Below are 25,794 nucleotides of genomic sequence, written 5' to 3' on the forward strand. Positions count from 1 at the left end.
AAAAGATAGAAGGCGCCCTCCCTTTCGATACCGGTGTGGATTGAGGCAAGTTTGTCGCCGAATTTATTCTGCACCCAATCACGCAGGAGAAAGCGGGAGACAAAGCAAGCCAGGGTAGCGCCGATGGTGCTGGCAAAGGAAACCGCCACGGTTCCGATGGTCAGCCCGAACAGTGCTCCACCGGCAAGAGTCATCACCGCGGCCCCCGGCAGCGACAGGGCGGTCACCACGACGTAAAGTCCCATGTAGGCTCCAATTACAAGCACCTGGTGTGATTGGTAAAGCATCTGGAATTTATCCTGGGACGCTTTAATGTAGTCAAGGGAAAGGTATTGCCCTAAATCAAGATAGTTGAAGACGGCCATGCCGACCAGGATCAACCCGATTACGGCCGCCTTGCGAAGCCACTTATGATTGCCCGCTTTCTTCATCTCGCCATATCCTTTCCCAAGCGTTGTCGTCCGGATACAATTGAACACTACCGGCCACGGTTCTATTTATTCATTTAAGGTAAAGGCGTCGTGAACATCGTCTGAACCATAGTCGGAGAATCCAGAAATTCCTTACAGTAGCCGTCAGAGGCCGTGGTCCACCGGCAGAGCGTTAGAAATGTGAATTACAGTGGCTGAGGTTAGGGGATGAAATATTGCCCAACCTCGGAAGGCATGGCCTGACATCCGCTTCGGTCAAGTGTTCCAGAGTTGACTCGAGTTGGTTCGTGTCGAGGTGCAGCATATCAATGAAAAGGCACCTTGGACGGCATTAACTGCGATAAGGACTTTCTTTGAGTAAACCGCGGTAAACGCAGTGACTGTGCGTCTCGATGGCCAACATCGCTTCTTCTCCGGAAAACCGTCCAAGCTTGTATTGACAGAAAAACAGCATGTTACTTATTGGGGTTATATTGACCTTTTCCTCAAGCTCACGAAGGTCTTCCGAACGCCAACGTTTATCCTTTGTCCAGGTCATGTCGCCGAATACTCTTAGGCGTCTTCGAGACGACCCAGCGATTTGTGATAGGTACTCGGCTTGTCCTTGGGGCGTTGGCATGCCGTTGCTGAAGTGCAGTCGGCCTGCTTTTCCAAACCCATTGAGATCAAGTTTACGTTGCCCCAAGGAGGCGACAATTTTTTCAACTTCAGTTTCTGGGGTTACGATGCAAATCGATTCGTTTTTTATCAATCCATCTGCAATGAATGCAGCTGCAACATCTATCGCTTCATCGTCATTTACACTCAGGTGAGTAATGTGAGCCCCGTCCGGTACAGTCAATTCACCAAAACCAAGCGAAACCATCTCAGGGCTGGCTGATCGCGTATTGTCTTCAAGATATGCTTGTAAATCCTTTTGCTTGAAACGCCGTGCGCGCCTTCCGCCGACACGGTAGCATTTCAATGCTCCCTGGTTGGTCCAACGCCGTATGGTCATCTCCGATACATTCAAAAATTCGGCTGCCTCACGAATGTTTAATAATTGTTCCAATGATAATCCTCGCTTTGAATTATGATCGATCCAGCGGAACAAGCAGCATGGCGCCAGTCATTCGCAGTGCTTTGTCATTCTGATCCAGGCACCATTGTTTTACAGTGGTCAGAGTGCATCCCGCTGCGGTCTCCTGCCAAAACCATCGTGAAAATGTTTCGCTGGAAGGTACTTTTGCACCTGGCTTGGCCGTTGTGGCCTCAAAATAAAACGCTTTGATGTCCTGGGCGGCGATACGAATGGCGGCGGCCAAAGGAATATCCGCCAATTGATGGTCCGGAAGTTTGCCTCTGGCCAGATCGGTGAGCAGGCGTGCTGCTGCATCAGGTGTAAAGCTTACCATCGCGGTGCGGTTGACTCTCTCCATTCGCAAGTCATACCAAGGCTTTAACTGGCGGACTTCATCCAAAAAAGATGATAATCGTCGTTCCGAATCTGGTTCTTCCTGCGTTTTTCGTTCAAAATTGACAGGGCAGGCCCAAACCGCTGGTTGCGATTCTCCCTGGATCCTGTCCGCATAGGCCGCTTCTGGAAAATCGACCAGCAATGGCCCCTGCTGTGCCTCCAACAGGCGAAGTGCTGTAAGCAGGACGCGATTCTGAAAGGATCGGTCTCCAGCCACACCCAGGGGCCTTCCGAGTTCGAACGGCACCCAGAGCGCTCGTGGAGGTTGGATAATTTCGGTATGCTCGCGTATTAAACTGATCTGGGTCGTCGGCACACCCGCATTTTCCAGATAATGCCCCAACGCGCCCACGGCGCGCGTGCAGAACGGTCAAACAGGAATAAGCATGGCGGCATCCACGCGGTCACCTATCAGGAGTTCGGCCAGATGGCGGGCCTCGGGCTCCATTGCAACCGGATCAGTGGCTCCCATAAACGAATAGTGATAGTCCGCAACATTGCCGATCAGGCCGTTGTCAGCCATTTCGTGCAGCCGATCCAAAGGAAAAACCACGTTCCAGTCCTGTTGAAAACCAGTCCGATCAAAATTGGTCGAAATGTGGGTCATAACCAACTCTTCAGCCTGGATATTGCCAGGAATGACGCGGTAATCCCCGGTCATGGATTCGAAGGGGCGATCACCGCGACGATGCAACCCGGCCGTCGAAATCAGGGATACGCGCCGCTCGGTCAATTTCGGCCCTATGACCCAGGGATTCGTTGGAAAGGATGGACATGGAAGCTTGGCAAGGTGAGAACGCATGGGTTCCGGCATTAAGTCGAGTCGAGGCATGAAATAACTCCTTTAGAGGATGGTGAAGGCCGCTTATCGGATTATCAGGTCATTGGCGTTTTCCGGTTGGTTTTGTTGAAGTATAACATATCATTTGATACACAATGTTAAACATTGTTATACATACTTGTCAATTGAATCCATCGAAATAAGTTTGCCGGTACGGTAAGCCGAAGAATGGTCAGGAGGAATGGCGGTGATTGATGCTCAGTGAATAGATCGAAGTTTTTCCTTAATTCGCCTTTTAGTAGTTTCAGAGAGGTTTTCAGGCGTCTTGTCGCTCGCCCGATACGGATCCTCGGCCCGGCTCAATTGCCTGAGCATGACCAGTTGGCGTTGGAACCGGGCACAGTATCGACACATCATCAGGTGCATGCGAACCGCCAAACGATGGCTTAATGGCAACGACGCATCCATGGACTGGGAGACTTTTTGGCTAACATCCTGGCAGCGGAGCATCCAGAGCTTCATGCCTCATCTCCTTTTGCCGAGGTGGTGTATCCTACCAGTTCAAGGCACTTGCGCAGCAGCATGCGTGCGCGATACAGGATCACCCAGCAGTTGTTTTCGGTGATGCCGAGCAGCGTACATATTTCGCCGGTACTCAATCCGTCGATTTCCCTATGGGTAAATACATCCGCTGTTCGTTTCGGCAACCCTGACAGGCAGCGGAAAAAATGGTCCAGAAATTCTTTGGTTTCATGCGCTTTGCCCGGATTGGTGCTCCAATGCGCCGGGCGCATTTGCCAACCGCCCTTAACATTGAAAAAGGTTTCCATTTGGTCAGGATCCTCGATGAAGTCATTAACGTTCACCACGTTTTTCTGCTTGCGATAGTGGTCTATGAGCTTGTGTTTCAAAATACCGAACAACCATGTTTTCTCGGATGATTTTCCTTTATACCGCTGCTGTGACTGCACAGCCGCCATAAACGTATCCTGGACAAGGTCCTCGGCAGTGGCCCTGTCCTTGACGCGGGCCTTTGCAAAGTGAAAGAGCGCATCCGCGTATCGATCCACCCACTGATCAGCATTCAATTGCAACGGGTCTTGCATGGCGACTGGCACCCCGAGTTGACAGATTGCAGATAACCGGATGCGTAAGGGTAACAAATTGGGACCATTTTGCAAATGGGAATTGGATCCTTTTGTCGGGCAACCTCATGGTGAGGTGATTGCGAAATAAAATTGTGCAGCACCTGCCCTGCGATCCTGTCCGAGGGCAGGTGGACTGCACCAATAGGGTTAAAGCGCGGCCTTCAAGGCACCGACCATATTTTTCATATCCGTCGGGTCGCCATTGGGATGCTGAACCACCATAATCATCGACCATTTTCCAAGGGGAGTCTCATCCAATGGCGCACTGTAACTGCCATTGCCCCACTGGTCGGTTTTGAACATGTATGGCGCCGAGCCAGCGCCTGTTTCGCTCTTTTTGGGTTTCATGTTGACGAACCAGACAGTGTAAACCGCTTCGGGATTAAGCCCCCGGGACTGAAGATTGATATGATCGTCGGCAATGACAGCGGTTCCACTGGCATGCGGGTGTTTCGGCGTCGACTCGAGAACGAATACACGCCCGGTGCCGGATGCCCAGCTCAAAGAAAAAAGGAAAGTGCTCATTAGAGCGATCAGTACGATGCGAAATCTATATTTTGTTTTCATTGAAGCCTCCTTAATGAAAAGTTTGAAAGCGCTTTTAATTTTTTGCTTACTACGCTTTCTATCTGTGCCATTCGTCGGCCAGGATCAAAGAACCTTACAACTTTCTTTTTATCAACATGAACGAAGGATTCAGAGGTCGCATGTAATTTTCATCGAGCCAAAACGACAAAAGGTAAAATACCTTAACGGATTTCGGAAGGGTGGGGATAGAATGATGAAAGCTCAATACTCAAGACTGGAAAGTGTATTTGATGCGGATCATGTCAATTATTGGAGCAATCTCAGCCGATTGAACAATTTGATGGTGATTGTGAACATCAGTATGTTTTTCCTGACCGGTCTGGTGGCCAAGGGCTATTTTTACACCTTCTTTTCGCTGATTTGCCTGGGTGTCGTGGGTGTAACGGCTCTTGTTCCGACGGGGCTTGTCCGGCGCCTATGGTATTATTGGATATTATTGATCGTATTATCATCATTAAAACGGTAAGCCAACGTGGTGGCAAAATGAACGAACCAGAAACGCTGGAAAGAATCAACCAATTCATGCGGGCATGGGGCTGGGTCGACAGCCCTGTGGCCATATCGTTTTTAGCTGCCGGGGAATACAATGCCAATTACCGCGTTGACGGCGCCAACGGGCGCCGGGTGTTGCGCATTAACCATGGCAGTCAACTGGGACTGGGAGAGGATCAGATTGCCTACGAGTACATGGTCCTCCAAGCCCTGGCCGCAACCGGCGTCACTCCGCGGCCCATCGCCTGTCATCCCCACGCGGAACCGTTTGGCGGCGGCGCCCTGCTGATGAGCTTCCTGCCGGGCACCCCCCTGGACTACCGGCGGGACCTGGAGCGAGCCGCGCAGATTTTTGCCCGCATCCACGCAGTCCCCGTGCCCAAGGGTCTGATTGTACAGGCCGACCCCGTGACGGACATCGCCCGGGAGAGCGCGGGGCTGCTCGACCGTTTTGCCGACCACCCCCGGCACGAGGCGCACGATCAAATCCGGGCGTATCTCGACAGCATTCTCGAACTGGCCGAACGGACCCGCCCCCTGTTCGCTAATGAAGCGCTTTGCATTGTCAATACCGAGGTCAACGCAGGCAACTTTCTGATCGGTGAGGCCGGCGCCTACCTGGTGGATTGGGAAAAGGCCGTGGCATCCCACCGGTATCAGGACCTGGGCCATTTTATGGTTCCCACCACCACCTTGTGGAAGAGCGACATCATCCTGACACCGGATGAGAAAAAACGGTTCCTGGCAGCCTACCGACGTAAGGCCTGCCCGGACATGGACATGGACGAACTGGTCACCAAAACCCGGGTGCTGGAAAAGACGATCCTGCTGCGCGCGCTCGCCTGGTGTTTCATGGCCTGGTATGAATACACCCAGACCGATCGGCTCCTGCGGAATCCGGAAACCCTTGCCAAAATCGAACAATACTTGGACAATATCCCATGGATCTTAGCGTCTGTAAAATAACCAAGCGCTTCAAAAGCCGAACCGTTCTGGAAGACATCAGCTTCGATGTCGGGCCACGGGAGCTGGTTTCCATTGTCGGGCCTTCCGGCGTGGGCAAAACCACCCTGCTCAAGATCATTGCCCAACTGGACCGCCCGGACGACGGGACGGTCAACTTTTCGCATCCACCGACCAAGAAGCATCCCGTGATCATCGTTTTCCAGGATTATGTGCTCTTCCCCACCATGACGGTCAGGGGCAACATCGGTTTCGGCCTGCGTGCCCGGAAAGAGGATAAACAACGGATCGGCTTTCAGGTGGACCGCATGCTCGACTATTTTCAGCTCGAAGATATGGGCGACCACTACCCCGCCCAACTGTCGGCCGGTCAGAAGCAGCGGGTGGCCATCGCGAGAGCCATGATCGTCAACCCGGCGGTGCTTCTTTTGGATGAACCCTTCGCCAACCTGGACCGCAACCTGAAAATGGAGACGGCCCGTTTCATCCGCCGCACCCAGCGGGAGTTCGGCATCCCCACAATCAGCGTGACCCACGATTTGGAAGAGGCCTTTGCCATGTCCGATCAAATAGGCGTGTTGCTCAACGGCCGCCTAATGCAGTTTGATGCCCCCAAAAAGGTCTATTTTCACTCCACCTCCCATGAGGTGGCCCGGTTTCTGGGGCCGGTCAACCCCATTCCCGAGGATTTATTCGCCCTTTTCCGGGTCAACGGATACGACGTCAGTAGAAATTCGTCCGGCGTCATTCTGGCCCGGCCTGAAAACCTGGCCATGACCGCCGATGAAGCGGGTCCCGGGCACATTGTGGAAAAAACATTTGCCGGCCACTATTCGGCCTATACGATTGATTTACATGGCACCGTCTACACCGCCTACAGCCAGGACGACCGGTTCATGCCCGGTCAGCGGGTGACGTTGGCCCTCAAACCGTATTGAAGGAGACAAAACTATGAAACGCGTCCTAATCATCATCGGCCTTTATTTCATTGTGTCAGTGCCTGGTGGGCTATATGCGCAGCAAACCGATGCCGACCTGGCAAAGACCCCGTTTTCCCAGATTGAAGAACAAGCTCGGGGCAGCCAGGTCAGTTGGTACATGTTCGGCGGCTGGGCCCATGTTAATACCTGGGTGGACACTTATGTGGCCGGGGAAATGAAAACGCGTTACGAGATCGATCTCGTTCGGGTCCCCATGGATGCCGGGGTTTTCGTCAACAAACTGCTCAATGAAAAAGCGGCGGGCAAGAAAAAGGGCAATATCGACCTGCTCTGGATCAACGGAGAAAATTTCAAGAATGCCAGGAAGGCGGGCCTGCTGTTCGGCCCTTTTGCCCAAAAACTGCCCAACGTTCAGCAAGTTGTGGATCCGGACAGCGTCACCTTCGATTTCGGCTATCCGGTGGATGGCTACGAAGCGCCATTCGGCCGGGCCCAGTTTGTTTTCGAATACGACACGGCCCACATCGTTACACCGCCGACGACCCTGGCCGCACTGAAAGCGTGGATGCAGGCCAATCCGGGCCGCTTCACCTATCCCCAACCGCCGGATTTCACGGGGTCTGCCTTCCTCCGCCAGGTTTTCTACGCCGTTACCGGTGGCCATGCCCAGTATATGGGTGGATGGGACCCGGATCGTTTTGCCCAAAACGCCCCGCTGCTCTGGCAATGGCTCAATGATATCGAGCCCTATTTGTGGCAGAAGGGCAGAACCTATCCCAAGGACAGCGCGGCGTTGGATACGCTCTTTTCCCGGGGCGAGGTGTCTTTCGGTATGTCCTACCACCCCCCCCACGCCCAGAATAAAATTATCGAAGGCACCTACCCGGAAACCGTACGCACCTTCGTGATGCAGGAAGGCTCCATCTACAACACGCATTTCACGGCCATTCCCTTCAACAGCCCCAACAAGGCCGGGGCCATGGTGCTGGCCAATTTTCTCATCTCCGTGGATGCACAGCTGTCCAAGTACCGCCCGGAGAACTGGGGGGACTTCCCGGCCCTGGATCCCCAACGCTTGCGTCAGGAGGACCGTCGACGGTTCCAGGCCGTCGATCTGGGTCCGGCGACGCTGGGGCCGGAACAATTGAACCCGGCGGCGGTTCCCGAAATTCCAGCCGACTACCTGGAAGCTATAGAACGAGGATGGCGGGACCATGTCCTCAACGAGTAGTCTCATCCTGAAGCTGAGCCCCCTGGCATTGCCCTACCTGGCTCTGTTCTGCGGCGGGATCTTTTTAACCGTTTGCCAGTCCTTCGGTCTCCTCACCCCGCTGCCCTACCCGGGCGGGATGTCGGACGCCTATCTGCAGCTGCTGACCGATTCGTCCTTTTTCGCCTCGTTCGTTTTTTCACTGGGGGTGGCGGCGGTTTCGGCCGCCTCCGCCGTAACGATCGGCACCCTGCTTGCCTACAGAATCTGGAAGCTGCCCGGAAGGCTGGCCACCGTTGCCCTGGTCTACAAAATCCCACTGATCCTTCCGCATATTGCCGTTGCCTTTGTGGTGCTGGTTTTTTGGAGCCAATCGGGCATTTTGGCCTCGGCCGCCCATCAATTGGGCTTGATTCGATCCATGACTGAATTCCCCAATGTCCTCTACTCCGGCTGGGGCATCGGGATGATACTGGCCTACACCCTCAAAGGCACCCCTTTCGCCATGCTTTTGGTCATGGCCATGCTGGTCCGGTTCGATGCCAGACAGATCCAGACCGCGGCCATGCTCGGCGCCTCGGGCCTGAGGATCTTTTTCAGCATTGTCCTGCCCCGCCTGGCTCCAGCCATGCACACGGGTTTCATCATTCTTTTTCTTTACAGCTTCGGCGCGTTTGACATCCCCTACATCTTAAGCGAAAGCCGGCCCGGCATGCTCAGCATCCAGGTCTACAACCTCTATTTTAAACACGACCTGGCTCGGCGGCCTGAGGCCATGGCCATTTTGACCATCATGTTCTGCTTTGCCGTGCTCTTCATCATTGCCTATTCCAAGGTGGTCCGCCGCCTCGAAGACGGGGTGAGAAAACTATGAAGCACCTCGTCACACTACTGGTGCTCGGGGTGCTCTTTGTCCTGCCAGTGGTCGTCCTGGTGTTGATCGGCCTGGCTCCTGGCTGGCGTTTTCCGCATGTCTGGCCGGAAGCGTTTTCCCCGCAGGCCATCGCCTACCTGGTCCGGCACCATGAGCGGATCCTCACTTCCTTGGGCTCCTCGTTTCTCTTCTCCCTGCTGACGGTCCTTGCCACGCTTCCCATGTGCCTGGTCCCGGCCGCCGTCTTCGCCAGGGTAGATTTTCGGGGCAAGGCGCTGGTGGAGGGGCTGCTGCTCACCCCGGCCCTGGTCCCGCCCATGACCTTTGCCATGGGTCTGCATTACGTTTTCATCAAATTGTCTTTGACGGAAACCATGCTGGGGGTCGTCATCATGCTGGCCATGTTCAGTTACCCATATATGTTCCGGGCCCTGGTGGCCGGCTTTCAAAGCATGGGGGAGGACTATCGGATGTGCGCCCGGAATCTGGGGGCCGGGCCCCTTGCAATCATGTTGAAGGTGGAACTGCCGCTGCTCATCCCTGCGGTAATTGCCGGAGGAAGTGTGGTTTTCCTGGTGGCCTTTTCAGAGTATTTTCTGGTATTCCTTATCGGCGGAGGCAGCGTGGACTCCTTCACCGGAACCCTGTTTCCGCTGCTCTCCTCATCCAATCGGTCCCTATCTGCCATCCTGACCCTGATCTTTCTGTTCCTCCCCATTGTCCTGTTCGCAATCGTGGACATCACACTGTTGCGGCTTTACCGTAAAATGCAAATGATCTGACAAACCGACTTGGCAGTGGGTATCGATCTGTCGAATAAGAAGGCGGCTCGGCCAGACCACTGATGCTGACGACTTTCCGGACTTCAAAAATGTGCTCCCGCATGCGGGTGAGCGGATCGGTACCGCCGGCGAGAACCACCGCGCCGGCACGGCTGAGGTGCCCGGCAGCTTCATTCAGTGACTCGGGTTTGATGTAGGCAAACTGCACTAGCATGGGTCAGGCCGCCTATCCGCGCTGTTTTATCGGGCGGCAGAGCTGAAGCGGATGGAGGTGTCGGTGGCGCGGATGCCGAGGGCGTGATAGACGGCGTTCCCCGCGTCGGCAGCCTGCTTTGGTGCCGGTAGGCGTCCGGAGGGGCAATGGGGTAAAACCGGTATTCAAACCTCGGAAAGCGTGTATTGACCGGCCGGGCTGCGCTACGATCAGAATCAAAATACCGTGGCCAACCCATTGGTTTTACTTTCTTGAAGTGATAGTCTGGGCAGGTCGGCCCAGAAGAGTCGCCGGTGCAACCACGCACGCAGGAAAAAACGCAGACACACCGGCCTGACGCGATCCGCCATTTCCGATTGAACAGGAAGGATCCCGATGAAAAAGCTCGCCTGTTGGTTGATTTTGTTGTCAGGGTGGCTAGCCGCATTACCGGTTCAGGCCGACGGACCGGATTCGGGCGCCGCTGGTCCGGTACAGATCCTTACCATCAGCGGGCCCATCGGGCCTGCCACCGCCGACTACATCCGCTCCGCCTTTGCGGCCGCCCGTTCGCGGGATGCGGCCATGATCGTGGTGACCATAAACACGCCCGGCGGGCTGGCCGACAGTATGCGGGACATCATTCGGAACATCCTGGGATCGGCGGTGCCTGTGGCCGGGTTTGTCTATCCATCGGGTTCGAGAGCCGCGAGCGCGGGCACATACATTCTCTATGCCTGCCACATTGCCGCCATGGCGCCCGGGACCAATCTGGGCGCGGCCACCCCCATCCAGGTCGGAGGAGGACTTCCCCTGCCGGGAAGCAAGCCGCCGCCCCCGGATGACGACAAGCAAGATCATCCTGAAAAGCCACCCTCCCCGGACGCCATGACGTCCAAAATGGTCAACGATGCCGTGGCCTACATCCGCAGTCTGGCCCAACTGCGGGATCGCAATGCCGAATGGGCCGAACAATCCGTTCGGGAAGGGGCCAGTCTGCCGGTCAACGAAGCGCTCCAGCAGCAGGTCATCGACGTGGTCGCATCCGACGTCGATGACCTGCTGCGGAAGATTGACGGCCGGTCGGTCTCCGTGGCCGGCCGCCCAATGACACTGGCCACGACCGGTTTGAAAACCGAAACCATCGCCCCGGACTGGCGCAACCGTTTGCTCGCCGTGCTGACGAATCCCAACATCGCTTTCATCCTGATTCTGGTCGGCGTATATGGCCTGTTTTTTGAGTTTTCCAACCCCGGCGCCATCGGGCCGGGTGTCATCGGGGCGATCTGTCTGTTGGTAGGGTTCTATGCCCTCAACCTGCTGCCCTTGAACTACGCCGGGCTCGGACTGTTGCTGCTGGCCATCGCGCTGATGGCCGCCGAAGCATTCCTTCCGTCTTTCGGTGTGTTGGGCATTGGCGGCATCGTTGCTTTTGTACTGGCGGCCATGATGCTGTTTGACCGGGATATTCCCGGTTACAGGATATCCTGGCCGGTGATTGGGGTGTCTGCAGCCGTCAGCGGCGCACTCATGATCTTTTTGTTGGGCTATGTCTGGCGGGCTCAACGCCGGCCGGTCACCACCGGCAGCGAAAGCTGGACCGGCAAAGCGGCCGTGGTGTTGGAATGGTCGGGAGAGAGCGGATATGTCCGCTGCGGCGGTGAACGATGGAAAGCCATCGGCAAGGAAAACTTCGCACCCCATGAGCGTGTGGAAGTGTGCGGACACAGCAACCTGGTTCTGCACGTGCAAAAAAAAAGAAATCCGGACAAATAAGGAGGTGCACATGCCGCCCATTACCATTTATCTGATCGCTGTCATACTGGTCGTCAGCTTCCTCGCTTCGGCCATACGCGTGTTGCGGGAGTATCAGCGTGCGACCGTGTTCACTCTGGGAAGGTTTACCGGCATCAAAGGACCGGGTTTTTTCATTCTGATTCCCCTGATCCAGCAGATGGTACGGGTCGATCTGAGAACGGTGGTCGAGGATGTGCCCAGCCAGGACGTCATCTCCCGGGACAACGTATCGGTCAAGGTTAACGCCGTGTTGTACTACCGGGTCGTCGATCCCGAACGGGCCATCAATCAGGTGGAAAACTTCAGGGAAGCCACCAGCCAGCTTGCCCAGACGACCCTGCGGTCCGTGTTGGGCAAGCACGACCTGGACGAGATGCTGGCGGAGCGGGACAAGCTCAACAACGACATCCAGGAGATTTTGGATGTGCAGACTGATGAATGGGGCATCAAGGTCAGCAACGTGGAAATCAAGCACGTGGACATCGATGAAAGCATGGTGCGGGCCATTGCACGGCAGGCCGAGGCCGAACGCATCCGCCGGGCCAAAATCATCAATGCGGCCGGTGAGGAGCAGGCCGCCGACAAGCTGGTATCCGCCGCAACTAAATTGGCCACCCAACGCGAAGCGATGCAGCTGCGGTATCTGTCGACCCTTTACGACATCAGCAACAGCAAGGGTACCGTAATCGTATTCCCCTTCCCCATTGAGATGAGCTCGCTGTTGGCGTCCCGAAAGGAATAAAAAAGACTGGCAAGGTGGCGGTCTATTTTCCGTACGACCGGTCATAGCACGTGCGCCGGCAATTTAGATCAGGCCGAGCACCTCAGTGCCGTCGGTATGGTCGAAACCGTTCCCATGGTTCATGGTCATGGTTGAATCAGCGGGCATTGGCGAAGCTTGGCAAGCTCGATGCGAGGGGCGGTGTGGTGCCGGTCATTATCCGGCCTTTTAACAATTGACGTCCATCGCGTTGGCGGTTATGCGTTTTCGGTCATGTGACTGAAATGCTCCTCGATGGCATCGGTGTACCCGTTGATTTTCAGCCATTCGTAGGCGTCATCTTCGGATAGCGGGAAAATGCCTGAACCATAGCCTTTCACACCGCCATATTCGAAGGCATACCTTGTCAGCGGTCCACCCGAACCGGCCAGAAAATAGGTCCCGTACTGGGTCTGGTAGAGTGTTTCGGATATATGGTAATAATCGTTAAAAGGCAGACCATTTTCCCTTGCTGCAATTTCGAGTGCGGTTTCGGTATCAAATCTTTCCCCGTCAATGATTCTTTTTATCGGTCGGTTTTTCAATTGCTGGGACTGTCGCAGTCGTTTTGGATGCGGGTGTCCCTGTTCTACTCGCGGCACCTTTTGGTTTGCGGTCATAGCACCCCCGGTTGATTGGTCTATCCTGGGCTGTGGTCTTCTGGAACTGTAGAACTGTAGAACTATAGAACTGCGGAACTTTGGAACGAATTCATGCGGAACGATATGATTATCGGCGACCTGGCGAAAAGGTTTAGGGCGATGGCTCATTTTTTTGGGTGGTGGGAGGATGGGGGGATGATGGAAGCAGGGTAGGGCGCTAAAGCGTGACGGCACCTTAGAAAGGCCAGTATCTGCGTTACGCGTCATCCCTCGTCACTGCAGCGTACGGTAAGTACGCCTCTGGTAACCTAACATGTTGACAAAATTCAGTTTCATTGGCATTGTTTCGATAAGTTTATGATGCTGGAGCCGCTGCTGACCATTGTAAGCTATGCGGATTCGACCGAAGCAGCCATTTGAAATTTTAAGGATGAAAGGATTTGACATGCAAACCGTGATCAAAGAATTCCAGGATCACATCGCAATCTTAAGGTTGAACAGCGGTCCTGCCAATCCGATAAACTTGAAATTGGTCGATGAATTATCAAAGTCCCTGGCCGAAATAAAGGGAACTGCTCGCGGAATGGTGCTTTGCGGGGGCCAACAGTTCTTTAGTGCCGGCTTCGATCTGCCCGAACTGCTAAAACTTGACCGACCGGCAATGGGCAATTTTCTGGAACGGTTCAACCAATTGTGTTTGAACCTCTTTACAGTTCCTATTCCCACCGTTTGTGCGCTTTCCGGCCATGCGGTAGCCGGGGGTAATATTCTTGCGCTGACCTGCGATTACAGATATGCGTCATCCGAGATAAAGAAAATCGGCTTGAACGAGTTGAAACTCGGCGTTCCGGTTCCTTATCTGGCTGATATGATGCTTAGGCATACAATCGGAAACCAGTACGCGACACAGATGATTTACAGCGGCGAGTTTATGTCCTTTGCAGATGCGAAGATTATCGGGTTGATCGATGTAATTGGCCAACCAGAAGAGCTTGAAGACTTTACGTTGGAACGGCTTTCCCAGATCGCAAGCTACCCAAGCCAGGCATTATCGGTTGTCAAAGCCGCTAAAGTGGAAGAGATAAAACGAAGATACGAAAACAATATCAAATCAAAAAACGGTGCATTCCTTGATTGTTGGTTCAGCGATCCGGTTCAAAAAAATCTGCTGGAAGCAGCACTGAAGTTTTCGACCAAATAGTTGGCCGATGGAAACCAAAAGGGGAAGCGGTCATCAACGCCGTGCGCAAACGGTTAGGGCAAGTATCTTTTGAGTTCGGTGAAAAATTTTGCCAAGCCTGAACAAAGGACCATTATGGTGCGTTCGGAATATATTGCATCCCGGGAAGACAGTCTGCTTCTGATCATCGATTTTCAACAAGGAATGCTCAAAGCCATCGATTCATGGGAGACGATCGCCGGCAAGGTCAAACAGATCATTGCGGCCGCCAATGCCCTTGATGTTCCAATTTTATTGACCGAGCAATACAAAAAAGGACTTGGTGAAACGCTCCCTGAAATAATCCATGCAATCAGGTCTCCCTTGGTATTTCATAAGGAGCACTTTAGTGCCTGCCTGGAGGATGGATTTCTCTCAACGGTTCAATCTATCCGTCGGCATAAAATCGTCGTGGTTGGGATGGAATCCCATGTATGCGTCCTCCAGACATGTTTGGATCTTATCCAGTCAGGTTTCCAAGTTCACCTGGTGGCCGATGCTGTGGCATCCCGTGTGGATGAAAACCGTGACACCGCCATCAATTTATTGAGACAGGCAGGTGCGGTTGTCAGTTCGACCGAGATTGTCATCTTTCAGTGGGCGTGTCGGGCAAACACCGATGCGTTCCGGAAAATTCTTCCCATCGTCAAGTAGCCCATGCGGTCGATCAGAGTCCGGCCATTGGATTTCCCGCCAGTTTGAGGGCTGTTTCGATTGCGGAGGGATTGATATGTATGGGGCCGCCAGACGTTGATTGCACCGCTTTATCAACGGCTGCGCCTGCTGCCAGAAGATGACCTTTTTCAGCATCATCACTGCAGAAAATCAAATCGGCGGCGCGCTGGGAAATGGCCGCCTGGTGTAGCTGATCCTTTCCGTATATGTCCTCTCGGAACTGCACCGTGCCATCGCCATCCACCCAGGTCGTGAAATATACCAGATGTACCGGAATCGGGTTGTCGAGCACCACGGCCTGCCGCTGCCCATTTGCTACGGCGGTTTCCAGCCGGCTGCGGTCCCAGCCCTGGTTGTTTAACAGGTATTGTGCCAATGCCAGTGGCGATTCGACCCGAACGCACCCGGATGAAAGGCTCCGTTCCTGCCGATTGAAGAGCGATCTGCTGGGCGTGTCATGGATGTAGACACTCTGAGTGTTGGGAAACATGAACTTGACCCGCCCCAGGGCATTCACCTCCGAGGGGTCCTGCCTCAGACGGTAAGGAAAATAACGGGCAGACAGATTTTCCCAGGTAATGCCGGCCGGATCCAGTTCACGGGCCTGATGGTCCCAACCGTCAAATATCCGGATGCCCTGTCGGTGAAGGTAGGCAGGATCCCCCACGACCTTGGGCAGGATGTCCCGGCGGGCAATTTTTGGGGGAATATTCCAATAAGGATTGAGTTCGAGGTAGGTCATGCGGCCGGACATGACCGGTGTCTGACGCTGTTTCCGGCCCACAATGGCGCGCATGCTGTCAATGTGCTTGCCGGCTTCGATCACGCGTAATTCAAATGCGGGGATATTAACCATGACATAGCGGTCGCCGAAGTTGTCCGGAAACCAGCGCCAGCGCTCCATGTTCAGTTGCATCTGGGTGATGCGTTCCTCCACGGAGACGTTCATTGCGGCCCGGGTCTGGTTGCCGACAAGACCGTCTGCCTCTAAACCGTGGCGACGCTGAAACCGTTTGACCGCGGATTTTACGATTTCATCATACCTGCTAGGGTCTACGGGCATGTCTGCGGATAAATCGTGCGTCATCCTCAGGCGGCGCTTGAGCGCCTCGACGCGCAGCCCCGTGTCTCCCTCCTGCAATGTGGGGCCCGGCGGGATAGCCGGCCACCCACCGGATCTTTTAATCTGTTCATAATGCTGCAAGGCCTTTCTCAATCCCCGGTAGGCATCCCCTTTGGGGTGCAACGATTCGATATAGGCCTTCAAGCGGTTCTGATTCAAGGCCCGGGCCAGTTCGGCCGGGATGTCTTCGGTCGATGCCCTTGGCTGGGCAAACCATTGCCGGGCAACCGACTCCGGGGCCAACCGACCCTGGGACAGGTGCTGAATATAGCGCAGCACCCCATCGGTCAGTGCCACATCAAATCGAATGCATCGAATCGGGTCGTCAAGCAGGATAGCATCTGAAAAGGCCATGGAATGTTTCAACGACGCTCTCAAGGATGGCAGCAGATATTCATCCGGATCGAGACCGTCATCGGCGGATGCTGCCAGGGCAGTCAACAGGGTCTGGCCTTGTGGGCGCAGGCCGTGTCGGTCAACCCAGACCGGACTGTAGCCGACCATTTGATAAAATCGCGCTGCGGGGAACATCGGGTTGATCCCTGGCGGGTGCGTACAGGCGTCCCTTATGCGGGCTGCCTCTGCCAGCCGGATTTGCAGTTCACTGCGGGCCAACCACGGCTGCATCTCTGCGTTCACCGTGGCGGATGAAAGGAGCAGGACAGTCAATGTTAGTGGTATCTTCAGGCGCATGGGCAGCCTCATTTTTTATCCGGCGGTTGAAAATGGGTAAAAAAAAACGTTTTACGGCGTTATCACAGGAGAGATAGATCAAAATCCGGACCAGTTTTTCCATCTGGCGGCTGATTGATTTATATTTTATATATTACGGTAGGTTAGCGAGGATCTTGCAGCTTGCTGAAACTCAAACACATATATAAATGGGAACTATTTTTCCCAAACCATAGGAAAAAAAACCGGCATGGGTTGTGCCTTGCCCACGCAATCCGGGTAACCGGCGGCAAAACCACCATGTCACCGTGAGGGTCTGGACCGCTGCCGATCAAGCAGGCCCAAGGTTGAAAAACCGCGCATCAACAGGCCGATGAGTTTTTACTTGACAAATTCCGGGCAAATTCATAACTACTTTATAGCTACTTTGTAATTATGTTGTAGCCTGTCAGTGGAACCTGATCACAGGTGAGGCGCAAATCGGTAGAAAATGCATAAGCCACCGGATCAATAAGAAAAACTACCATCCGCCTGACCTTCGGCTGGGGCCAAGCTAAAAATTCCGGTGGGGGCGGGCATTAAAAAAAGGCAATGCCCCGCATGGGGGAAAACATGGTGGCCGCGAAAAAAGGTATGGGGGGGAAGGAAATCAGCCTCAGGAGGGAGAATCCCGCTTTGTGTCCCAAGACCGAGTTCAAGATCCTCGGGGAAGAGATGATCGAAAAAGAAGTCAAAACGAGCGGCAAGACCGGTCGGGTCTACCTTCCTGGCGACTGGGTGGGCAGAATCGTCAAGATCATCCGCATGAATTGACGGCGATCGACAGCGCACCATTAATCAAAAGGCAGCAACAGATATCGGTAATCTAGAAGGGAAAAAAAATGAGGTACGCAGAGACTGGCTACAATCTGGAAGTCGATCTAACCCGAGGCAATATTGAGCGGGTAGAGACCGACCCAAGGGATACCGAGCTCTATCTGGGGGGGCTGGGCACCAATGCCAAGCTTTTGTGGGATCGGGTTCCCCCTGAAGTGGAGCCCTTTTCACCCGACAACCTGTTGATTTTTGCCTCTGGCCTGCTATGCGGTACCCCTGCAACCGGCTGTAACCGCACCATTGTCTCCACCATATCCCCTCAGACGCTGCTGATGGCATTTTCAATGATGGGGGGGTTTTGGGCGCCCGAACTGAAATATGCCGGCTATGACAAAGTGATCATTCGCGGCAAGTCCCCCGATCTGGTTTATTTGTGGATAAAGGATGGCCATGTAGAGATTCGGGACGCCGCCCATTTAAAGGGAAAAGGTGCCGTTGAAACGGCGGAACTCATTCGACAGGAATTGAAGGAGCCCAAAGCCCAGGTGGCGGCGATTGGCCTGGCTGGTGAAAACCGGGTCTTTTTTGCTTCCATCGAGCAGGGGCGTTCCAGTGCCAGCCGGGGAGGCATCGGCGCCGTGATGGGGGATAAAGGCTTAAAGGCGGTCGTGGTTCGCGGAACCAGGGATGTCAATATCGCCCGCCCGGCCGAATTCATGGATCTTTGCAACGACGTCATGCGATACATTAAATTCCGCAATGAAAACCCGGTTCCGGGAGTCATGCCCATTTTAGCCGGATTGGGCTCACCTCAAGAGATGAAAGTCCATGACGAGAAGTGGCACACCGAGAATTTTATGTGGGGAAATTCCCGCGTCCGCAGAAAAGATTTCTGGAACGATGACATCGCCAGCGCGTGGTCAAAGACGCTGGACAGTATGCGCACGCGGCTGATCAGTTGCTACAACTGCCCGATGACGTGCGGGGCAACCATTTCCCCGCCGGGTCTGCCGACATACATGATGAAATGCTTCTCGAAACTGACCTACACCATGGCGGCTTTTTCAGACCTCGAGTTTGGTTTGGGTATCGCTCAGAGTGCCACGGAGTACGGGGTCGATGGATTCTCGGCCCCACAGGTGATGGCTTTCGCCCTCGAGCTGTATGAAAACGGCATATTGACGGACGATGATTTCCCTGGCATGCCATTGGATAATGAGGGGAGATTCTATTGGCTGCTCGACAAGATTGTGCGGCGGGAAGGGATCGGGGATGTTCTGGCCAATGGGACCTATTGGGCGGCCAGACAGATTGGCAAGGGCGCTGAAGCATATGCCCATAACAACATCAAAAAGCATGAACAGCTGCCGCTCAAGCTGTCCATGCTCAATCCGATTTACTTCCTTATGTATGCCACCGGCGAGAAAATGAACATTACCCAGATTGAAGGGCAATTTCCCCAGGCACCGTTTCCGGAGATGGAACAGCGGGAAGCATTTGTAAAGGATTGGTTCCAGGTTCCGGACGAAAAATTCAAACAATATTTCCTGGACTGGGAACTTCGTGGAGACAATTCAATCCCCTATTACCCGACCCCTGAAATGTGCTGTGATATTGTCGACTGGCAGGAGCGGATGCACTACATCGACGACGCGCTCGGTATGTGCGCCGGCTTGTCCTCGTTTCCACTGAAACCGCCTTACCACATACACAACTACCCCAAATTTATCGAAGCCGGCGCCGGGATTGAAATGGATGAAGACAAGCTGACCCAAGCCGCCAAGCGCTACCGGACGTTAGTCAGGGCCAATAATATACGCAGAGGCATGCGCAGGAAAGACGACAAGCCGCCAGAGAACCATTGGAAGAAGCGATTTCCAGAGCTCGAAGAAAAACTTCTGGATACTTATTACCGATTCAAAGGCTGGAACGACCAGGGGGTGCCCACCCAGACCGCTTTGCATGAGTTGGGTCTGGATTACGTATTCGATGACTTCGAAAAAAGAGGCATCTATTCAGAAACCGGAGATGCACCATCCAAAGCGGCCTCGGTGGAGGAAGACAAGGAGGTGCAGTCGTGACGGCTGAGAAGAAAAAGAAAATCATCAAAACCATAAAAATCGACGCCGACAAATGCAATGGCTGCAGGGCGTGCGAGGTCATCTGCTCTGCCTTTCACGCTGCGCCGAAATACAGCAGCAACAACCCGGAGCGTTCGCGTATCCGGGTGATTCGTCACCCCCTCAAGGACATATATGTTCCGGTGTACGCGGGTGAGTATGCGCCGGCCGAATGCATGGGCAGAGATAAATATGTGCTTGACGGAAAGGAATATGACGAGTGCGCATTCTGCAGGGCGTCGTGTCCATCCAGGGATATTTTCAAAGAGCCCGATTCCGGCCTGCCGCTGAAATGCGATATGTGTGAAGGCGAAGACGAACCCTTGTGCGTCAAGTGGTGCATCAACGATGCCCTGATCCTGGAGGAAAGAGAAGAGGAGGTCGAAGCCAGCGAGCCGCAGGAGGAGCTTGAGATCGGTTTGGCGTCACTGGCCAACAAACATGGATTGCAGCAGATTATCGATGCCGTTACCAGGATGTCGATAGCCAAGAAGGGATAAAACAAGACAGTGGAGACGGTAGCCGATTTCAAAGAGATCGTCGACGAAATCAAAGCAAAAGGCGGAGATGCATTCAAGTCGTGTTTTCAATGCGGCTTATGCGATGCGGTTTGCCCGTGGAATCGGGTGATCAGGTTCAGCATGCGCAAGCTTGTCCGTGAGGCGACGTTCGGCATGACGGACATCGAAAGCGAAGACATCTGGCGCTGCACGACCTGCGGCAGTTGCCCGCAACAGTGCCCCAGGGATGTCCGGCAGATCGAATCCGGGGTATCCTTGCGCAGGCTGGCTACGGAGTATGGTATTTTCCCAAATTCAGTCAAGCCGCTGCGCACCGTGAGTGCCAGCCTTACCGGTGCCGGCAACCCCTTGGGTGAAGAGCGAAAGACCAGGGCGGATTGGGCCAAGGGCCTTTCTGTGCAAGCATTCGCCGAGGGCATGGACGTTTTATATTTCCCCGGCTGCTACCTCAGCTATGACCCGCGCCTGAAAAAGGTGGCTGCAGCCACGGCCGCCATCCTGAACCGCGCCGGCGTCCAATATGGCATCCTTGGTACCCGGGAAAATTGCTGCGGGGAGAGCATACGTAAGACGGGCAATGAAGATCTATTCAAACGTCTGGCCAGGGAAAACATCAAAACGTTTATCGAACATGGCGTTAAAAAAATCCTGGTGTCTTCACCCCATTGCTACCACACGTTTAAAAATGAGTACCCTGAATTTATGGTGAACTTTGAGGTGGTGCATATCTCCCAGTATCTATGCGAACTGATCAATGCCGGCAAGCTTGAACTCACCAGGGAATATGGGAGAAAAGTGACCTATCATGACCCCTGCTACCTGGGTCGGCACAACGGCTTGTATGACGAACCCCGGCAGGCTTTAATCAAGATACCCGGCCTGAGGCTGGTTGAAATGCCTGACACGCGGGCAAACAGTCTTTGCTGCGGAGGGGGCGGCGGCAGGATTTGGATGGAAACGGTAAAAGGCGAACGCTTTTCCGACCTGAGGGTGGAGCAAGCCGTCGGCGTCGGTGCCGAGGTACTGGTCACTGCCTGCCCCTATTGTATCGCCAATTTCGAGGACAGCCGTCTGGCCTTGAAGGATGACGCAACCATCGAGATCAAGGACATCACAGAAATTATTCAGGAAGTGATGTAGTGTTCTTCCAATAAATAAGATAATTTTACAGGGGCACGATTTAGGAAACGGAAGCAACCCGGTGAGGAAATAGAAACGTGGAAAAAGAACGAATCGATCAGTCGGCCAGTCTTTTGGCGCAGGGAAATTTTGGAGACGTAATGGTGGTCGGGGGCGGAATCAGCGGCATTCAAGCCTCGCTCGATCTGGCTACGGCTGGTTTCAAGGTCTACCTGGTTGAAAAATCGCCTGCCATCGGCGGACACATGGCCCAGCTCGACAAGACCTACCCCACCAATGACTGTTCCATGTGAATCCTTTCACCCAAACTGGTCGAGGTCGGCCGGCATCCAAATATAGAGGTCCTGAGTTATACGGAGGTTGACGCCGTAGAAGGGAAGGCCGGAGACTTTACGGTTACCCTTGTAAAAAAACCCAGATACATCATCGAGAATAAATGTACGGGATGTACGACCTGTGTGGAATACTGCCCGGTAGAGTACCCTGATCGATTCAATCAGGACATATCGAGCAGTAAAGCCGTCCATATATACTTTGCGCAGGCCATTCCGCTGATCGCCTACATCGATGACAGCTGTCTTTTCCTTAAAGAGAAAAAATGCCGCATTTGTGAAGGTGTCTGTAAAAATGACGCCATCGACCTTCATCAGACCCCGCAGAAGCTGGCAGTGAATGTAGCCGCGATCGTCCTCTCTCCGGGCTATGAGGTGTTTGACCCTGCAGTCAAGGGCGAGTATGGCTATGGGAAGATGCAGAACGTGATAACCAGTATGGACTATGAACGCCTGATGTGCGCCACCGGGCCATACGAAGGAGAGATTCTGCGTGCTTCCGACAAACGGCATCCCCACAATATCGCCTGGATTCAATGCGCCGGTTCCAGGCGCGTGACACCGGGAGACAACAGCTATTGTTCAGCCGTATGCTGCACCTATACCCAGAAACAGGTGATTTTGACCAAAGATCATGACGAAGCGGCTGTCTGCACGATATTCCACAACGATGTTCGTTCCTATGGCAAGGGGTTCGAGCCCTTTTACCAAAGGGCCGAGAAACTTCCCGGTGTTCGGTTTATCAGAAGCTTCGCATCGATCGTCAGAGAAGTCCCGGAAAGCGGGAATGTCGTCGTTAAATATGCAACCCCCGACGAGGGTGTTAAAGAGGAGGAGTTCGATCTGGTGGTGTTATCCGTCGGATTGAATCCGCCTGCCGATGCCAAAGCGCTGGAGAAGAAATTCGGCATCGCGCTCAATGCCCACGGATTTTGTAAAACCAATCCAGCCAACCCCATGGAGACCACACGGCCAGGGATTTTTGTCAGCGGTGCCTTTCAGGGGCCGATGGATATTCCCGAGTCGGTTTTCACCGCCAGCGGAGCCGGTGCCCAATGCGGTCAACGCCTTGACAGCAGACGAGGGAAATTGACCCGGGCAAGGATATACCCCCCGGAAAGGGACGCTTCCCAGGAGGAGCCGCGCATCGGTGTCTTTGTGTGTCATTGCGGCACGAATATCGGAAGGGTGGTGGATGTTCCTGCCACCGTTGAATATGCATCGACCTTGCCCAATGTCGTCCACGCGCAGGAACAACTATTTTCCTGTGCGACCAATTCGGCCAAAGAGATAACCGACATGATCAAGGAAAAAGGGCTCAATCGCGTGGTTGTGGCCGCCTGCAGCCCTAGGACCCTTGAACCGTTGTTCCGTGAGACCCTTCGGGAAGGGGGAATTAACCCATACTTCTATGACATGGCCAATATCAGAGAACATTGCTCCTGGTGCCATTCGAAAGAGAAGGAATCCGCCACACAGAAGGCAAAGGATATCACCCGGATGTCGGTTGCCCGAACCGCCGCTCTGGAACCTTTGCAGGAGTTTGATCTGCCGGTCAACAAGGCCGCATTGGTTGTCGGAGGCGGCCTGTCCGGAATGACCTGTGCCATCTCCATCGCCGAACAGGGGCATGAGGTTTATCTTCTGGAAAAGGATACCGATCTGGGTGGAACGGCCAGAAGAATTCATTTTACGCTGGACGGGCAGGATATCCAGGCCTATTTGCGTGACCTTGTTCGCAAGGTTTATCGGCACCCCCTGATCCATGTCTATACCGAGGCCACGATTACGGAGGCGACCGGTTATGTCGGGAATTTCGTAACCCAGGTGACTTCTGAAAGAGGGCGCACCCAGATAAATCATGGCGCAGCAGTCATCGCGGTCGGGGCGGATGAATACCTACCCACCGAATTCCTGTATGGAGAAGACGACAAGGTGGTGACCCAATTGGCGCTGGGCGAGCAGATCGCCAAAAACGACCCAAGGGTGATCAACGCAAAAAGCATCGTGATGATCCAGTGTGTCGGCTGCAGAAATGAAGACAGAAATTACTGCTCCCGGGTATGTTGCAGCCATGCGGTTAAAAATGCCTTGAAACTCAAGGCGATCAATCCAGAGATGGATGTCAGTATTCTTTTTCGGGACATGCGAACCTACGGCTTCAGTGAAGACTATTACCGCGAAGCGTCCAATAAAGATGTACGTTTCATCCGCTGGAAGCCGGAAGACAAACCCGAGGTGGAAGCTGTCAAGGCAGATGGCCGTGCCGTTTTACGGGTTACCGTTTCCGATCCCATAATGGGCCGGAAGATTGCGATAGACGCCGATTTGCTGGCCCTGGCCGCCGCCGTGATTCCCTCTGCGGGCGCCCAGGAGATATCTCGATTCTTCAAAGTACCTGTGGGCCCGGATGGTTTCTTCCAGGAAGCCCATGTCAAGTTAAGACCGGTTGAATTTGCCGCAGACGGCGTCTATCTTTGTGGCATGGCGCACTATCCCAAGCATATCCCGGAAGCGATCAACCAGGCTTATGGTGCGGCAGGCAGGGTGTTGACCCTGCTTTCACGTGACGTCGTCACCGTTTCAGGCTCGGTTTGCGCGGTGACTGCGAAGAAGTGTATGGGCTGTGGGGCCTGCATCTCGGTTTGCAGCTATGGTGCCATTGAGTTTCGTGATACGCGGCAAGGCAAAAAGGCCGTCGTCAATCCGGTGATCTGTAAAGGCGATGGTCTGTGTAACGCCGTGTGCCCGACTGGAGCGATTATCTTGAAACATTTTACCGATGAAGCACTCTTGTGCCAGATTGATGCTGCCATTGAAGAACCTGCAAAAGCGCATTGCTAAAAATGCCGGGACAACCGATAGAGGAGATGACAACGAATGAGTGCAAGACCCCTATTCAAACCAAGAATAATCGGTTTTGTATGCCATTGGTGAGCATACGGCGCTGCTGACCTGGCTGGAGTTTCCAGACTACAATACACAACCGATATCCGGCTCGTTCGCGTCATGTGTTCCGGCAGAGTCGACCTGGGATTTATACTCAGGGCATTCTCCAATGGTGTCGACGGGGTGTTTGTCGGCGGCTGCCGGCTGAATGAATGCAACTACATCACCCACGGCAATTATCACGCCTTGAACCTGGTGCTTCTATGTAAAAAAATAATGGCACATATCGGGATGAACCCCGAACGCTTGCGTATCGAGTTTATGTCCGGCGGCGAAGGGATCCATTTTGTCGATGTGGTTGAAGATTTTGTTCAGAAGGTGAAGGCGATCGGGCCGCTTGGCAAAGCCGAAGATTTAGGCAAAGATGAACTTGCCGCCAAACTGGATGCCGTTACCCGGCTGATCCCGTACATCAAGATGGTGAAACGGGAGAAACTGGCGTCGCGTCTTGAAAATGAAGCCGAATATGACCGATTCTTCACCAGTGACGAGGTTGAGCGGCTATTTAAGGAAGTCGTTTCGTACCATATTGATCCCCAAAAGTGCCAGGCCTGTATGATTTGCCTTCGGAAATGCCCTGCAGAGGCGATTGTCGGCGGTAAAAAACAGATCCATGTCATTGATCAGGCCAAATGCATCAGATGCGGGACCTGCTTTGATGCCTGTCCCCCCCGCTTTGGTGCGGTGGAAAAGATTGTCGGTGGGGAACACAATTTTGACGATCTGCTTTCAACTTCCCGGATGGTCGGGACCTGACCTCACCGGCTAAAGATTTTTTTTCAGGTTGATGAATTTGCTGCGGTCGAATCCCAGGGATTTGAAAAATGAGAGCAGATCGGTGGAATCCCAGCGTACCGATGTGTATACGCGGCTGATCCCCATCTGCTTGTAGAGTTTGAAGATCTCGCGGGCCAGCCGATCACCGATACCCTGACCCATGAATTCAGGATCGACGCCAAGGGTGGCGATCCAGGCGCTCTTTTCGATACCGAAACCAAACGTAAGGATATAGCTGATCATAAATCCAATGACGCGCCCGTCCAGATCAGCTACAAAACAGATATCATTGTCGGTTCGGGCGTGCTTTTCGATCAAGGCTTTAAAGTCAAGGTCGACGGGTTTGCGTACAATGGATGCGTAGATGTCGGCGATGTCATCCGTATCTGATGCCTCAAGTTCTCTGATCCGAATATTTTCCACGTCAACGAT

Annotated in this window: 27 protein-coding genes; 16 read left to right on the top strand and 11 right to left on the bottom strand. The window is 53.9% G+C overall.

From position 1 onward, the window contains the following. The 6 genes from R6V78_RS05330 to R6V78_RS05355 form a co-directional block, all read right to left on the bottom strand. Positions 1 to 431, bottom strand: a 431-nt coding sequence (locus R6V78_RS05330; RefSeq protein ID WP_410288298.1) for a TVP38/TMEM64 family protein, incomplete at its 3' end; no start/stop codon positions are given. Positions 432 to 762: 331 nt separating this feature from the next. Beyond that, on the bottom strand, positions 763 to 1,482 hold the full coding sequence (locus R6V78_RS05335) for an MEDS domain-containing protein (protein ID WP_410288299.1): 720 nt from the start codon (positions 1,480 to 1,482) through the stop codon (positions 763 to 765). A 19-nt stretch (positions 1,483 to 1,501) separates the two neighbouring features. Then, complete coding sequence (locus tag R6V78_RS05340) at positions 1,502 to 2,719, bottom strand: glycine/sarcosine/betaine reductase selenoprotein B family protein (protein ID WP_410288300.1); 1,218 nt, start codon at positions 2,717 to 2,719, stop codon at positions 1,502 to 1,504. Between the two features lie 207 nt (positions 2,720 to 2,926). Further along, a complete protein-coding gene (locus R6V78_RS05345) occupies positions 2,927 to 3,190 on the bottom strand; it encodes a zf-HC2 domain-containing protein (protein ID WP_410288301.1) in 264 nt (87 codons plus the stop codon). After that, complete coding sequence (locus R6V78_RS05350) at positions 3,187 to 3,849, bottom strand: sigma-70 family RNA polymerase sigma factor (protein WP_410288302.1); 663 nt, start codon at positions 3,847 to 3,849, stop codon at positions 3,187 to 3,189. Before R6V78_RS05350 ends, R6V78_RS05345 begins: the two co-directional genes overlap by 4 nt. Positions 3,850 to 3,963: 114 nt before the next feature. Then, positions 3,964 to 4,383 (bottom strand): hypothetical protein, encoded by a 420-nt coding sequence (locus R6V78_RS05355; RefSeq protein WP_410288303.1) that lies wholly within the window; start codon positions 4,381 to 4,383, stop codon positions 3,964 to 3,966. A 214-nt stretch (positions 4,384 to 4,597) separates the two neighbouring features. Between R6V78_RS05355 and R6V78_RS05360 the strand changes: the two genes are divergently transcribed. From R6V78_RS05360 to R6V78_RS05385, 6 genes are read left to right on the top strand one after another with little or no spacing between them, the layout of a single operon-like run. Next, the gene (locus tag R6V78_RS05360) at positions 4,598 to 4,870 is read left to right on the top strand and encodes a hypothetical protein (RefSeq protein ID WP_410288304.1); all 273 of its coding nucleotides are present in this window, start codon (positions 4,598 to 4,600) and stop codon (positions 4,868 to 4,870) included. A gap of 17 nt (positions 4,871 to 4,887) precedes the next feature. Continuing rightward, on the top strand, positions 4,888 to 5,862 hold the full coding sequence (locus tag R6V78_RS05365; protein ID WP_410288305.1) for a phosphotransferase family protein: 975 nt from the start codon (positions 4,888 to 4,890) through the stop codon (positions 5,860 to 5,862). After that, positions 5,838 to 6,797: an ABC transporter ATP-binding protein gene (locus R6V78_RS05370; RefSeq protein WP_410288306.1), complete on the top strand. Its 960-nt coding sequence runs from the start codon at positions 5,838 to 5,840 to the stop codon at positions 6,795 to 6,797. The genes R6V78_RS05365 and R6V78_RS05370 overlap by 25 nt, the downstream gene beginning before the upstream one ends. Before the next feature lie 13 nt (positions 6,798 to 6,810). Further along, a complete protein-coding gene (locus R6V78_RS05375; RefSeq protein WP_410288307.1) occupies positions 6,811 to 8,031 on the top strand; it encodes an ABC transporter substrate-binding protein in 1,221 nt (406 codons plus the stop codon). Then, complete coding sequence (locus R6V78_RS05380; protein ID WP_410288308.1) at positions 8,015 to 8,884, top strand: ABC transporter permease; 870 nt, start codon at positions 8,015 to 8,017, stop codon at positions 8,882 to 8,884. Before R6V78_RS05375 ends, R6V78_RS05380 begins: the two co-directional genes overlap by 17 nt. Then, positions 8,881 to 9,666 carry an ABC transporter permease gene (locus R6V78_RS05385; protein WP_410288309.1) on the top strand — a complete coding sequence of 262 codons (786 nt, stop codon included), beginning with the start codon at positions 8,881 to 8,883 and terminating at the stop codon, positions 9,664 to 9,666. Before R6V78_RS05380 ends, R6V78_RS05385 begins: the two co-directional genes overlap by 4 nt. Here R6V78_RS05385 and R6V78_RS05390 read toward each other — a convergent pair. Next, a complete protein-coding gene (locus R6V78_RS05390) occupies positions 9,626 to 9,880 on the bottom strand; it encodes an FAD binding domain-containing protein (RefSeq protein WP_410288310.1) in 255 nt (84 codons plus the stop codon). The two genes, R6V78_RS05385 and R6V78_RS05390, sit on opposite strands and share 41 nt — an antisense overlap. A gap of 375 nt (positions 9,881 to 10,255) precedes the next feature. On the opposite strand from R6V78_RS05390, the gene R6V78_RS05395 reads away from it, so the two are divergent. Further along, the gene (locus R6V78_RS05395) at positions 10,256 to 11,635 is read left to right on the top strand and encodes an NfeD family protein (protein WP_410288311.1); all 1,380 of its coding nucleotides are present in this window, start codon (positions 10,256 to 10,258) and stop codon (positions 11,633 to 11,635) included. Between the two features lie 10 nt (positions 11,636 to 11,645). Continuing rightward, entirely contained in the window at positions 11,646 to 12,398 is a 753-nt protein-coding gene (locus R6V78_RS05400; protein WP_410288312.1) for a slipin family protein, read from the top strand. 236 nt (positions 12,399 to 12,634) lie between these two features. Here the strand turns inward: R6V78_RS05400 and R6V78_RS05405 are convergent, their stop codons facing one another. Next, positions 12,635 to 13,036, bottom strand: a complete 402-nt coding sequence (locus tag R6V78_RS05405; protein WP_410288313.1) for a hypothetical protein — start codon at positions 13,034 to 13,036, stop codon at positions 12,635 to 12,637. 427 nt (positions 13,037 to 13,463) lie between these two features. Here R6V78_RS05405 and R6V78_RS05410 point away from each other — a divergent pair, with 427 nt between their 5' ends. Next, a complete protein-coding gene (locus R6V78_RS05410; RefSeq protein ID WP_410288314.1) occupies positions 13,464 to 14,219 on the top strand; it encodes an enoyl-CoA hydratase/isomerase family protein in 756 nt (251 codons plus the stop codon). Between the two features lie 114 nt (positions 14,220 to 14,333). Beyond that, a complete protein-coding gene (locus tag R6V78_RS05415; protein WP_410288315.1) occupies positions 14,334 to 14,891 on the top strand; it encodes an isochorismatase family protein in 558 nt (185 codons plus the stop codon). A 13-nt stretch (positions 14,892 to 14,904) separates the two neighbouring features. Here the strand turns inward: R6V78_RS05415 and R6V78_RS05420 are convergent, their stop codons facing one another. Together R6V78_RS05420 and R6V78_RS05425 are read right to left on the bottom strand one after the other, a co-directional pair. After that, positions 14,905 to 16,662, bottom strand: a complete 1,758-nt coding sequence (locus R6V78_RS05420; protein WP_410288316.1) for a murein L,D-transpeptidase — start codon at positions 16,660 to 16,662, stop codon at positions 14,905 to 14,907. Next, on the bottom strand, positions 16,637 to 16,831 hold the full coding sequence (locus R6V78_RS05425; RefSeq protein WP_410288317.1) for a hypothetical protein: 195 nt from the start codon (positions 16,829 to 16,831) through the stop codon (positions 16,637 to 16,639). Before R6V78_RS05425 ends, R6V78_RS05420 begins: the two co-directional genes overlap by 26 nt. Before the next feature lie 476 nt (positions 16,832 to 17,307). Between R6V78_RS05425 and R6V78_RS05430 the strand changes: the two genes are divergently transcribed. The 6 genes from R6V78_RS05430 (at position 17,308) to R6V78_RS05455 (ending at position 25,341) form a co-directional block, all read left to right on the top strand. Next, a complete protein-coding gene (locus R6V78_RS05430; RefSeq protein WP_410288318.1) occupies positions 17,308 to 17,520 on the top strand; it encodes a DUF2080 family transposase-associated protein in 213 nt (70 codons plus the stop codon). 68 nt (positions 17,521 to 17,588) lie between these two features. Continuing rightward, positions 17,589 to 19,604: an aldehyde ferredoxin oxidoreductase N-terminal domain-containing protein gene (locus R6V78_RS05435; protein ID WP_410288319.1), complete on the top strand. Its 2,016-nt coding sequence runs from the start codon at positions 17,589 to 17,591 to the stop codon at positions 19,602 to 19,604. Further along, positions 19,601 to 20,143 (top strand): (4Fe-4S)-binding protein, encoded by a 543-nt coding sequence (locus R6V78_RS05440; RefSeq protein WP_410288320.1) that lies wholly within the window; start codon positions 19,601 to 19,603, stop codon positions 20,141 to 20,143. The genes R6V78_RS05435 and R6V78_RS05440 overlap by 4 nt, the downstream gene beginning before the upstream one ends. Before the next feature lie 9 nt (positions 20,144 to 20,152). Then, positions 20,153 to 21,304 (top strand): (Fe-S)-binding protein, encoded by a 1,152-nt coding sequence (locus R6V78_RS05445; protein WP_410288321.1) that lies wholly within the window; start codon positions 20,153 to 20,155, stop codon positions 21,302 to 21,304. A 77-nt stretch (positions 21,305 to 21,381) separates the two neighbouring features. Continuing rightward, positions 21,382 to 24,480 (top strand): NAD(P)-binding protein, encoded by a 3,099-nt coding sequence (locus tag R6V78_RS05450; RefSeq protein WP_410288322.1) that lies wholly within the window; start codon positions 21,382 to 21,384, stop codon positions 24,478 to 24,480. 36 nt (positions 24,481 to 24,516) lie between these two features. Next, positions 24,517 to 25,341: a hydrogenase iron-sulfur subunit gene (locus tag R6V78_RS05455; RefSeq protein ID WP_410288323.1), complete on the top strand. Its 825-nt coding sequence runs from the start codon at positions 24,517 to 24,519 to the stop codon at positions 25,339 to 25,341. 9 nt (positions 25,342 to 25,350) lie between these two features. On the opposite strand, the gene R6V78_RS05460 is transcribed toward R6V78_RS05455, so the two are convergent. Next, complete coding sequence (locus tag R6V78_RS05460) at positions 25,351 to 25,785, bottom strand: N-acetyltransferase family protein (RefSeq protein ID WP_410288324.1); 435 nt, start codon at positions 25,783 to 25,785, stop codon at positions 25,351 to 25,353. Positions 25,786 to 25,794: the final 9 nt, after the last annotated feature.

The organism is Desulfosarcina sp., assembly GCF_046496365.1.
Classification (GTDB): domain Bacteria; phylum Desulfobacterota; class Desulfobacteria; order Desulfobacterales; family Desulfosarcinaceae; genus Desulfosarcina.